The organism is Streptomyces nodosus, assembly GCF_008704995.1.
In the GTDB taxonomy this organism is placed as follows: domain Bacteria; phylum Actinomycetota; class Actinomycetes; order Streptomycetales; family Streptomycetaceae; genus Streptomyces; species Streptomyces nodosus.
Genome location: NZ_CP023747.1, coordinates 1,510,322 through 1,521,502, shown reverse-complemented (window position 1 = coordinate 1,521,502; position 11,181 = coordinate 1,510,322). Strand labels below are relative to the sequence as shown.

8 protein-coding genes and 1 riboswitch are annotated in these 11,181 nt (G+C 72.6%); of the genes, 5 read left to right on the top strand and 3 right to left on the bottom strand.

Translation table 11 applies throughout. The features are described 5' to 3' along the window. Positions 1–4: 4 nt before the first annotated feature. From CP978_RS06860 to CP978_RS06845, 4 genes are all read left to right on the top strand, one after another. Positions 5–1,090, top strand: a complete 1,086-nt coding sequence (locus tag CP978_RS06860) for an ABC transporter ATP-binding protein (RefSeq protein ID WP_052454539.1) — start codon at positions 5–7, stop codon at positions 1,088–1,090. Positions 1,091–1,139: 49 nt separating this feature from the next. Continuing rightward, positions 1,140–2,606: an HAD-IA family hydrolase gene (locus tag CP978_RS06855; RefSeq protein ID WP_043438454.1), complete on the top strand. Its 1,467-nt coding sequence runs from the start codon at positions 1,140–1,142 to the stop codon at positions 2,604–2,606. Positions 2,607–2,835: 229 nt separating this feature from the next. Continuing rightward, positions 2,836–3,624 (top strand): carbon-nitrogen hydrolase family protein, encoded by a 789-nt coding sequence (locus CP978_RS06850; RefSeq protein ID WP_043438451.1) that lies wholly within the window; start codon positions 2,836–2,838, stop codon positions 3,622–3,624. A gap of 62 nt (positions 3,625–3,686) precedes the next feature. Then, the gene (locus CP978_RS06845; protein WP_043438449.1) at positions 3,687–5,399 is read left to right on the top strand and encodes a flavin monoamine oxidase family protein; all 1,713 of its coding nucleotides are present in this window, start codon (positions 3,687–3,689) and stop codon (positions 5,397–5,399) included. Between the two features lie 31 nt (positions 5,400–5,430). On the opposite strand, the gene CP978_RS06840 is transcribed toward CP978_RS06845, so the two are convergent. The 3 genes from CP978_RS06840 to CP978_RS06830 form a co-directional block, all read right to left on the bottom strand. Beyond that, the gene (locus CP978_RS06840; RefSeq protein ID WP_043438446.1) at positions 5,431–6,360 is read right to left on the bottom strand and encodes an LLM class F420-dependent oxidoreductase; all 930 of its coding nucleotides are present in this window, start codon (positions 6,358–6,360) and stop codon (positions 5,431–5,433) included. A gap of 147 nt (positions 6,361–6,507) precedes the next feature. Further along, positions 6,508–7,953, bottom strand: a complete 1,446-nt coding sequence (locus tag CP978_RS06835; protein ID WP_052454048.1) for a uracil-xanthine permease family protein — start codon at positions 7,951–7,953, stop codon at positions 6,508–6,510. 131 nt (positions 7,954–8,084) lie between these two features. Beyond that, complete coding sequence (locus CP978_RS06830; protein ID WP_043438444.1) at positions 8,085–9,296, bottom strand: MFS transporter; 1,212 nt, start codon at positions 9,294–9,296, stop codon at positions 8,085–8,087. Between the two features lie 131 nt (positions 9,297–9,427). Here CP978_RS06830 and CP978_RS06825 point away from each other — a divergent pair, with 131 nt between their 5' ends. Next, a complete protein-coding gene (locus CP978_RS06825) occupies positions 9,428–10,645 on the top strand; it encodes an ROK family transcriptional regulator (RefSeq protein WP_043448252.1) in 1,218 nt (405 codons plus the stop codon). A gap of 313 nt (positions 10,646–10,958) precedes the next feature. After that, a riboswitch (FMN riboswitch) is annotated at positions 10,959–11,089 on the top strand. The last annotated feature ends 92 nt before the right edge of the window (positions 11,090–11,181 follow it).

The window sequence follows — 11,181 nt, the reverse complement described above, 5'->3', positions numbered from 1 at the left end:
CCAGATGCGCGACCAGGCAGCCGCCCCCGGCGAGGGCGTGCCGGGCGGTGCCGCCGCCACCGTCGAATTCCGCGGAGTGCGACGGGAGTTCGGCTCCGCCGTCGCCCTGGACGGACTTGATCTGACCGTGCGGCCCGGGGAACTCCTCGCCCTGCTCGGCCCGTCCGGCTGCGGCAAGACCACCGCGCTGCGGATGCTCGCCGGGTTCGAGCACCCCGACTCCGGCGAGGTGCTGGTCGACGGCGAGGACGTCACCCGGGTCCCGGCCCACCGCCGCGACGCCGGCATGGTCTTCCAGTCGTACAGCCTCTTCCCTCATCTCAGCGCCCTCGACAATGTGGCCTTCGGGCTGCGGATGCGCAAGGTGCGTACGGCACAGCGGCACGCCCGGGCCGCCGAGCTGCTCGACCTGGTGGGTCTGGGCGACAAGGGCGGCCGGTTCCCGCACCAGCTCTCCGGCGGACAGCAGCAGCGCGTGGCGCTGGCCCGCGCGCTGGCCCTGCGCCCGCGCGTCCTGCTGCTGGACGAGCCGCTCTCCGCGCTCGACGCCAAGGTGCGGCTCACCCTGCGTGAGGAGATCCGCCGCCTCCAGCGGGAGCTGGGCATCACCACCCTCTTCGTGACCCACGACCAGGAGGAGGCGCTCTCCATGGCGGACCGGGTCGCGGTGATGCGCGCCGGGAGGCTGGAGCAGTGTGCCGCCCCCGTCGAGCTGTACGGCCGCCCGGCCACCGCTTTCGTCGCCGAGTTCGTCGGCACCATGAGCCGGATCCCCGGGCGGCTCTCCTCCGGCGCCGTCGAGGTGCTCGGGCAGCGGCTGCCCGTCGACGGCACCGCCCCCGGGTCGACCGAGGTGGATGTGCTGGTGCGGCCCGAGGCGGTGCGGGTGGCCGCGGACGACCAGGGCGACGCCCGGGTGGTCGCCACCGCGTTCCTCGGCGCCACGGTCCGGCTGACCGTGCGCCTGGCCGACGCCACCGAGGTGAAGGCCGACCTGCCGGCGCACGAGGCCGCCGCGCTGGGCGCCGGTGCCACGGTGGCGGTGACCCTGCCCGAACGGCCGGTGCTGGTCGCCGCACGCGCCCGCTGAACGTTCCGTTCTCCGCTCCCCCCACGAGACCCCCAAGAAAGAGTGAACCGTGACTCAACTGCCCCTCCAGGCCGTCCTGTTCGACATGGACGGCACCCTGGTCGACACCGAGCGACTGTGGTGGGAGGCGGTGGAGCGGGTCGCGGCGGAGCGGGGCCGGCCGCTGGGGGAGACGGACCATCCGGAGGTGCTCGGCCGTCCCGTCGAGCACACCGCCGACTGGCTGGCCGGCCGCACCGGAGCCCCGGCCGGGGAGCTGGCCGCCGCGCTGCACCGCGAGTTCGCGGACCGGGTGCGCGGCGGCATCGTGCCCCGCCCGGGCGCGCTCGCCCTGCTCGACGCCCTCGCCCGCGAGCGGATCCCCATCGCCCTGGTGACCGCCTCCCCGCGGGCCGTCGCGGACACGGTCCTGGAAGCCCTCGGCGCCGGGCGGTTCGCGGTCTCCGTCACCGCCGACGACACCGCGCACACCAAGCCGGCGCCCGACCCCTATCTCGCCGCCTGCCGTGCGCTCGGCGTCGACTCGGCCGGCTGTGTGGCCGTCGAGGACACCCCGACCGGAGTCACCTCCGCGGAGGCGGCGGGCTGTGCCGTCCTCGCCGTGCCGTCGCTGGTCACGATCGGGGCGGCGCCCGGCCGGACCGTGCTGGGCAGCCTGGAGGAGGCCACCCCGGAGCTGCTGCGGTCCCTGCCGCCGCACCGGCTGCGCGTGATGAGCTGGAACCTCTGGCTCGGCGGGAGCAAGGTCGACGACCACCGGGCCAAGCAGCTCAAGACCGTGCTGGAGACCGGCGTCGATGTGGTGGCGCTCCAGGAGACGGGCGGCACCGCGGCCGAGGAACTGGCCGAGGCGCTCGGCTGGCACCACCACCGGGCGGGCGAGAACCTCGGCGTCATCAGCCGGTACCCGATCACGGCCCGCTTCGGCGACCCGGAGGTGGGCTTCTACGGGGCGGCGGGCGTGCGTCTGCGCATCGGCCCCGGGCGCGAGATCGACGTCTGGACGGCCCATCTCCACTACACGCCCTACGGACCCTATGAGGCGGCCTTCGACGGGCTGGGCGCGGCGGAGCTGATCGCCCATGAGGGGGTGCGGCTGGCACAGATGCGGGACACCCTGCGGCGTATCGGGGAGTCGGCGGAGGAGGGCGTCCCGCTGGTGCTCGCCGGTGATTTCAACTGCCCCTCGCACCTGGACCGGACGGAGATCGACTGGCCGGTGACGAGGGCGGCCGAGGAGGCGGGGCTGCGGGACTCCTTCCGTGAGGCGCACCCGGATCCGGCCGCCCACCCCGGCCACACCTGGTCGCCGATCCACCCCGTGCACGAGGACGGCAGCGGGCGCCCCGAGCCGCAGGACCGGATCGACTACGTCCTGCACCGGGGCCTCGTGGTGCTCGACTCACGGACGCATGTCAGCGGCACCCCGCGCCCCTGGCCCGATGTCTTCGGCAACGACTGGCCCTCGGACCACGCGGCCGTGATCACCACCTTCGCGGTGCACCGGAGGGGCTGACCCGTACGAGGTGCCGGTGCCGGCCTGCCCGGGCCGGCACCGCCCCTGACCTGCGCGTCCCCGGTACGGAAGGCCGGAACCGGGGACGCGCAACGAATCGCCGTCCGGGCCCCGGCGGACGCAATGATCCGCTCACCCGTGCGCAACGGCTGCTCCTTGTCCGGTGAGGGTGCCGACCATACGGTCTAACTGGCCCCCGACCCCCCTTTCGTACCGGTGGAGAACCCGTATGCGCACCGCCCTGCTCCAGAGCTCCGGACACCCCGGCTCGGTCGTCGAGAACCTGAAGGTCCTCGACGAGGCCGCGGGACGTGCCGCAGCCGCGGGTGCCGGGCTGCTGGCCGCTCCGGAGATGTTCCTCACCGGGTACGCGATCGGCGCCGACATCGGCCGGCTCGCCCAGCCGGTCGACGGTGGCTGGGCGGACGAGGTCGCCGCGATCTCCTCCCGGCACGGCCTTGCGATCGTCTACGGCTACCCCGAGCGGGCGGGCGAGCGGGTCTTCAACTCCGCGCAGCTCGTCGCCGCCGACGGCGCCCGCCTCGCGAACCACCGCAAGACCCATCTGTTCGGCGGTTTCGAGCGCGAGCACTTCACCCCGGGCGACCAGCCGGTCGTCCAGGCCGAGCTGAACGGACTGAGGGTCGGCCTGCTGATCTGCTACGAGGTCGAGTTCCCGGAGAACGTCCGCGCCCATGCCCTGGCCGGCACCGATCTGCTCGTGGTGCCCACGGCTCTGATGCACCCGTTCCAGTTCGTCGCCGAGTCCCTGCTGCCGACGCGGGCCTTCGAGAGCCAGATGTATGTCGCCTATGCCAACCGGGTCGGCTCCGAAGGGGAGTTCGAGTTCGTGGGGCTCTCCACCCTGGCCGGGCCCGACGGCATCGCCCGGACCCGTGCCGGCCGTGGCGAGCAACTCGTCGTCGCCGACGCCGACCCGGACTTCCTCGCCGCCTCCCGCGCGGCGAACCCGTATCTCGCCGACCGCCGTCCCGGTCTGTACGGATCGCTCGTCTGACACCACCATCCCCCCCGTTCTCCGTTCTCCGTTCTTCTTCCCGCGCAAGGAGTCCGCGTCCCATGACGTCCACGGTGCCCAATGCCGTCCAGCACGCCGACGAGCAGCAGCCGCCGATCACCATGTTCGGGCCGGACTTCCCGTACGCGTACGACGACTTCCTGGCCCATCCGGCGGGCCTCGGCCAGATACCGGCGACCGAGCACGGCACCGAGGTGGCGATCATCGGCGGCGGCCTGTCCGGCGTCGTCGCGGCCTACGAGCTGATGAAGATGGGCCTGAGGCCCGTCGTCTACGAGGCCGACCGGATCGGCGGGCGGCTGCGCACCGTGGGCTTCGAGGGCTGCGACCCCTCCCTGACCGCAGAGATGGGCGCCATGCGCTTCCCGCCCTCCTCCACGGCCCTCCAGCACTACATCGACCTGGTGGGCCTCGAGACCCGGCCCTTCCCCAACCCGCTGGCCGAGACGACCCCGTCGACCGTCGTCGACCTCAAGGGCGAGAGCCACTACGCCCGGACGCTCGACGATCTGCCGCAGGTCTACCGCGATGTGGCGGACGCCTGGAACGCCTGTCTGGAGGAGGGCGCCGACTTCTCCGAGATGAACCGCGCCCTGCGCGAGCGCGATGTGCCGCGCATCCGCGAGATCTGGTCGAAGCTCGTCGAGAAGCTCGACAACCAGACCTTCTACGGCTTCCTCTGCGACTCCGAGGCCTTCTCGTCCTTCCGGCACCGCGAGATCTTCGGCCAGGTCGGATTCGGCACCGGCGGCTGGGACACCGACTTCCCCAACTCCATCCTGGAGATCCTGCGCGTCGTCTACACCGAGGCCGACGACCACCACCGCGGCATCGTCGGAGGCTCCCAGCAGCTTCCGCTGCGCCTGTGGGAGCGGGAGCCGCAGAAGATCCTGCACTGGCCCCACGGGACGTCGCTGAAGTCCCTGCACACGAACGGCGAACCCCGCCCCGCGGTGACCCGGCTGCACCGCACCGCCGGCAACCGGATCACCGTCACCGACGCGGACGGCGCCATCCGCACCTATCGTGCGGCGATCTTCACCGCGCAGTCCTGGATGCTGCTCTCCAAGATCGCCTGCGACGACGAGCTGTTCCCGATCGACCACTGGACGGCGATCGAGCGCACCCACTACATGGAGTCCAGCAAGCTCTTCGTGCCGGTGGACCGGCCGTTCTGGCGGGACGAGGCCGTCGACGACGAGGGCCGCCCGACCGGACGGGACGTCATGTCGATGACCCTCACCGACCGGATGACCCGCGGCACCTATCTGCTGGACGACGGCCCGGACCGGCCCGCCGTCATCTGTCTGTCGTACACCTGGTGCGACGACAGCCTGAAGTGGCTGCCGCTGTCCGCGGAGGAGCGGATGGAGGTCATGCTGAAGTCGCTCGGCGAGATCTATCCGAAGGTCGACATCAGAAAGCACATCATCGGCAGCCCGGTCACGGTCTCCTGGGAGAACGAGCCCTACTTCATGGGCGCGTTCAAGGCGAACCTGCCCGGCCACTACCGCTACCAGCGCCGCCTGTTCACCCACTTCATGCAGGACCGGCTGCCCGCCGACAAGCGGGGCGTCTTCCTCGCCGGCGACGACATCTCCTGGACGGCCGGCTGGGCCGAGGGCGCCGTGCAGACCGCGCTCAACGCGGTGTGGGGCGTGATGCGTCACCTCGGCGGCGCGACCGACCCGACCAACCCCGGCCCCGGTGACCTCTACGACGAGATCGCCCCGGTCGAGCTGCCGGAGGACTGACCCGGGGGCCGCCCCGCCCGCGCCCCGGGGCTCAGACGCCCGCCGCCCGCGCCGCCGTGTACAGCTCCTCGGCCACGGCCTTCAGCTCCTCGGCGTCCCTGGTCGAGCTCTGCAGATCGACGAGGATCTCCTCGAGGCCGACCTCGGCGTGGGCCGCCAGGTCCTGCACGATCTGGTCGACGCTCCCCCGGAAGGGGGCGCGGTCCGGACCGTCGTACGGCTTCGCCGAGTACCGGGCGTTGGCCCGCAGCACGGTCTGGAGGGGGAGGGCGCGGCCCCGCTCGGCGGCCAGCTCCCGGAGCTCGCGCCACTGCGCGGCCAGTGTCTCGGCGCCCATGGCCACCGGCATCCAGCCGTCGGCCTTGTCGACGAGCCGCCGCCGGGCCGCCTTGCTGGTCGCGGCCAGCAGAACGGGGATCGGCCGGGCGGGCTTCGGGCTCACCACCGCCGGGGAGATCCTGGTGAGCCCGCCCTCGTAGGAGACCGGATCCGGGCCCCAGACCGCACGGCAGACGTCGATCACTTCGTCCAGGACCCGGCCGCGCTCCTCGAACGGACGCACGGCGGCGGCCGCGTACTCGTCCAGGGACCAGCCCGTGCCGAGGCCCGCGACGACCCGGCCGCCGGCGGCCGCGTCCAGCGAGGCGAGCGCCTTGGCGAGCTGGAAGGGCACATGCAGCGGGGCCACCAGCACACTGGTGCCGAGCCGGGCGCGTTCGGTGGCCGCGGCGGCCAGGGTGAGGGTCACCAGCGGGTCGGCCACACCGCGGTACCCCTCCGGCCAGGGGACCCCCTCGATGCCGTACAGACCCTGGGTGCTCGCCACGGGGAACAGGGCCCGCTCGTACACCCACAGACTCTCGTAGCCCATCGCCTCGGCGGCGCGGGCGACATCGGGGACGTCGCGCCCGAGGGAGTACTGCTTGTTCTGGGGGAGGCCGAGTCCGAGCCGGGTCGCCATGCCTGTCGCTCCTTCGCCTGGAGGTGCCGTCCGTGCAACGTACAACGATCAACCGGAAGTTGCCCCCGCGACAGGCGAAGAAGGCCGGATCGGTACGGCAACGGCGGGAGCGGGGGCCGGCCCGCGGACCCGCCCCATGTCCGGCCGCTAGCGGCGCACCGTCTCCCGGGCCGTCCCGGTGTCGCCCTCCCCGGCCGCCCGTGCGGTGGCGTCGCCGTCGCCCTCCTCGCCGTACGAGGAGGTGCCGGAGTCCAGCAGCGGCTCCTGCCGCTTGAGGTGCGCGGGGGCCATCGCCCGCAGGGCGTGATAGCCGGTGATGACGACCAGCGTGCCCAGCGCGATGCCGCTCAGCGAGAAGGTGTCGGTGAACTTCAGGGTGACATTGCCGACGCCGATGATGATGCCCGCGGCGGCCGGCACCAGGTTCAGCGGATTGCGCAGGTCCACCTTGGAGTTGGTCCAGATCTGCGCGCCGAGCAGGCCGATCATGCCGTAGAGGATGACGGTGATGCCGCCGAGCACCCCGCCGGGGATCGCGGCCACGACCGCGCCGAACTTGGGGCAGACACCGAAGAGCAGGGCGAAGCCGGCCGCCGCCCAGTAGGCCGCGGTCGAGTAGACGCGGGTGGCCGCCATCACGCCGATGTTCTCGGAGTACGTGGTGTTGGGCGGGCCGCCGACCGCGGTCGAGAGCACCGAGGCGACACCGTCGGCGGATATCGCGGTGCCCAGCTTGTCGTCGAGCGGGTCGCCGGTCATCTCGCCGACCGCCTTGACGTGCCCGGCGTTCTCCGCGACGAGCGCGATCACCACGGGCAGGGCGACCAGCACCGCGGACCACTGGAAGGAGGGCCCGTGGAAGTGGGGCAGGCCGATCCAGTCCGCCTTGCCGACGCCCGAGAGATCCAGACGCCAGTGGTCGGTGAGCCGTCCGCTCGCGTCCACCGAGTGGATCTTTCCGAAGATCCGGTCGGACAACCAGGAGATCCCGTAGCCGAAGACCAGCCCCAGGAAGATCGCGATCCGGGACCAGAAGCCGCGCAGACAGACCACGGCCAGCCCGGTGAACAGCATCACCAGCAGGGCGGTCCACTGGTCCTGCGGCCAGTACGTCGACGCGGTCACGGGCGCCAGATTGAAGCCGATCAGCATGACCACCGCACCGGTCACCACGGGAGGCATCGAGGCGTGGATGATCCGCGCCCCGAACCGCTGGACCGCGAGCCCCACCAGGAAGAGCACGGCACCCACGACCAGCACCGCGCCGGTCACGGTCGCGCTGGTGCCGCCCTGCGCCCTGATCACCGCGGCGACGCCCACGAAGGACAGCGAACAGCCGAGGTAGCTGGGCACCCGGCCGCGGGTCGCAAGGAGGAAGATCACGGTCGCGACACCCGACATCATGATCGCGAGGTTGGGGTCGAGCCCCATCAGCACGGGCGCCACGAAGCTGGCCCCGAACATCGCGACGACATGCTGGGCGCCGAGCCCGGCCGTGCGGGGCCACGAGAGCCGTTCGTCGGGGCGGACGACCGCTCCCGGGGCGGGGGTGCGCCCGTCTCCGTGCAGCTTCCAGCGCACGCCGAGGTCCATGGTGAGGTGTCGCTTTCTCTCTATGGGAAGAAACTGTCCCGGACCATTGTCACGTGCACCGGACGGCTCACGTTCACAAGTTCGTCTTGTGAACCAGGTTCACATGAGTGCGACGGGGTCCCGGTCCGTGGTCAGGGCCGCGGGTCGGGAACAGGGGCGCTCGGCGGGCCCGTCCTGGTGCGGTTCCGGTCCCCCGCGCGCAGCACCCCGGCGAACCCGGCCAGCCCGCAGGCCAGCACCGTGACCAGGCCGAACGACACCGTCAGGCTGGTCGCCTGGGCCAGGGTGCCGATCGCGCTCGGCGCCACAAGACCCGAGGTGTAGGTGATGGTCGCCACACCAGCGATGGCCTGGCTCGGGTTGGGGCCGCTGCGGCCCGCCGCCGCGAAGCACAGCGGTACGACCACCGCGATGCCGAGGCCCATCAGCGCGAACCCGCCCATCGCCACCGCAGGGGTGTCCGCGAGGACGATCAGCAGCCCGCCGAGCGCGGCCAGCACACCGCTCGCCCGGACCGTGCGCACGGCCCCGTACCGGTCCACCACCCGGTCGCCCGCGATCCGGGCGACCGCCATGGTGAGGGTGAAGGCCGTGGTGCACGCCGCGGCCAGGCCCGCCGAACTCGCCAGCCGGTCCCGCAGATAGACCGCCGACCAGTCCAGGCTCGCGCCCTCCGCGAACACCGCGCAGAACCCGATCGCGCCGATCAGCAGCGCCGACTTGGGCGGCAGCGCGAACCGGGGCGGCGGCTCCTCGTCCTGGGCGGGCTGCATGTCGAGGACCCAGGTGCAGGCGACGGCGCCCAGCAGGGTCAGGACCCCGGCGGCCAGGGCGTGGTGCAGCCGGGCGTCCGCGCCCAGATGGGCCGCGAGGGTGCCCGCCGCCGAGCCGACCAGGGCGCCGGTGCTCCACAGCCCGTGCAGTCCGGACATGATCGACTTGTTCAGCCGGTTCTCGACCTCCACGCCCAGCGCGTTCATCGCCACGTCCGACATGCCGGCCGAGGCGCCGTAGACGAACAGGGCCAGGCAGAGCGCCGGCAGACCGGGGGCGAGGGACGGCAGGATCAGGGACAGCGTCCACAGGGCGAGCAGGACCCGCAGCGCCGTGCGGGAGCCCAGGCGGTGGCTGATCCGTCCCGCGAGCGGCATCGCCAGGGACGCACCGAGCGCGGGGAAGGCCAGAGCGATGCCCAACTGGCCCGCGCTGATCCCCGCATGCTCCTGGATCCACGGCACCCGGGTCGCGAAGGAGCCGGTCACCGCGCCGTGCACGGCGAACACCGCGGCCACGGCGAACCGGGCGCGCCTCACCTCGTGCGACGGGGAGATCCCCTCGGTCATGGCGTCCATTCCTCCGCTTGCCCCCGCTGTGTCCGGTCTGTTGCGTGGCGTAAACTATCAGGAACCCTGCCTGATAGATAGTGCGCAAAGCCGCCGCCGGTGGGGCCCCGCCGATCTGGAAGGATCCCGGCATGGCTGCGTCCCCGAGTACCGCCCGGGCCATCAACGACCGCCTTGCCCTGCGGCTGTTGCAGCAGGAAGGCCCTCTGACGGCCGGGCAGCTGAAGCAACTCACCGGACTGTCCCGGCCCACGGTCGCCGATCTGGTGGAACGGCTCACCGAGGCCGGGCTCGTCACGGTGGTGGGGGAGTCCCGGGCCCAGCGCCGCGGCCCGAACGCGCGCCTGTACGGGATCGTCGCCCGCCTCGCCCATCTCGCGGCCCTCGATGTGCGCACCGAGGGCGTCTCCGTCCTGGTGTCGGATCTGCTAGGCGGGGTGCTCGCCGAGGCCTCGGTGCCCATCGGCGGCGAGACGGGCACGGGCCCCGCGGTGGAGCAGTCGGTGGCACTGGTGGAGCGCGCCGTCAAGGAGGCCGGTGCCGCCTCGCTGCACACGGTCGGGATCGGGGCGCCCGGGCTCATTGACCCCGTCACCGGTGAACTCCGCGACTCCCAGGGGCTGCCCGAGTGGCACCGCCGGCTGGTCGCCGCGCTCCAGGAGCGGCTGCCCGCGCATGTGATCGTGGAGAACGAGACCAATCTCGCCGCCCTGGTCGAGCAGCGCGAGGGCGTCGCCCGCGACCGGGACACCTTTGTGCTGCTGTGGCTGGGCCATGGCGCCGGTGCCGCCGTGGTGCTGGACGGCGCGCTGCGACGCGGTGCCTCGGGCGGCACCGGTGAGATCGGCTTTCTGCCGGTCCCGGGTACCTCCGGCCTTCCGTCGGCCACGGACTGCGAGGGCGGCTTCCACTCCCTGGCGAGTTCGGCGGCCGTCACGGAACTGGCCGCGCGATGCGGGCTCTCGGCCGAGGCCGAGGGCGACGAGCCGACGGCGGCGGCCGTGGTGCGGCTGGCCGTGGCGCGGGTCACCGGGGACGACGGGACGGGCGCGGGAAAGGGGCCGGGGAGGGACGACGCCGAGCGGTTCCTCGACACCCTCGCCGAGCGGCTCGCCGTGGGCGCCGCCTCCGTGGCCGCCATTCTCGACCCCGGGTGCGTGGTGCTCGGCGGTGAGATCGGGCAGGCCGGCGGGGAGGTGCTCGCCGGCCGGGTCGGCCGGCGGCTGGCGCGGATGACACCGCTGGCCACCGAGGTACGGGCCACCGCCCTGGGCGGGGGCGCCGTACTGCGCGGTGCGCTGCTGATCGCGCGGGACGGCGCCCAGGACGAGCTGTTCGCCCCTCGATAGCCGGCCGGGCGGACGGTCGCGGGGAAAGAAGGCCCGGCGGCGGGGCAAGGGCCTTCGTCACCGCCGCCGGGCCGATCATGGACGGCGCACTGCGCCGGGACCGCCGACCCTAAAAGGACTAGACCAGACCCGTCAACAGTTGTGGATCATCACAACTTCCCTGCGCAGAAAGGGTGTTGGCTCCGTCGTCACCGAGTGAAGGTTCTGTGCGCACAACCCGCGGAAGTCCATCATGTGGGCCTGTGAGGGACCGCACAGCGAATCCCCCGCATGGGTGCCGAGCGGGCGTGGCACACTGTGCCTGTACCAGAAGCAGCGCACTCCGGGGTCGGTGAAAGTCCGAACCGGCGGTTACAGTCCGCGACCCGGTCGCTTCCAGCGGCCGGTTGACCAGGTGAAATTCCTGGACCGACGGTTAAAGTCCGGATGGGAGGCAGTGCGCGGCGGGCGAGCATGCGTGCGCGCCGCCGTAACGGCTCGTCCTCAGGGACGGCCGGTGTCCGGCGTCGCCCCGCTGTCGTCGCCCGTGTTCTCTG

What these genes read in the sequence shown, in the direction of transcription:
- CP978_RS06860 (WP_052454539.1), top strand. Translation starts at nt 5, where the DNA reads ATGCGCGACCAGGCAGCCGCCCCCGGCGAGGGCGTGCCGGGCGGTGCC.
- CP978_RS06850 (WP_043438451.1), top strand. Translation starts at nt 2,836, where the DNA reads ATGCGCACCGCCCTGCTCCAGAGCTCCGGACACCCCGGCTCGGTCGTC.
- CP978_RS06845 (WP_043438449.1), top strand. Translation starts at nt 3,687, where the DNA reads ATGACGTCCACGGTGCCCAATGCCGTCCAGCACGCCGACGAGCAGCAG.
- CP978_RS06840 (WP_043438446.1), bottom strand. Translation starts at nt 6,360, where the DNA reads ATGGCGACCCGGCTCGGACTCGGCCTCCCCCAGAACAAGCAGTACTCC.
- CP978_RS06835 (WP_052454048.1), bottom strand. Translation starts at nt 7,953, where the DNA reads ATGGACCTCGGCGTGCGCTGGAAGCTGCACGGAGACGGGCGCACCCCC.
- CP978_RS06830 (WP_043438444.1), bottom strand. Translation starts at nt 9,296, where the DNA reads ATGACCGAGGGGATCTCCCCGTCGCACGAGGTGAGGCGCGCCCGGTTC.
- CP978_RS06825 (WP_043448252.1), top strand. Translation starts at nt 9,428, where the DNA reads ATGGCTGCGTCCCCGAGTACCGCCCGGGCCATCAACGACCGCCTTGCC.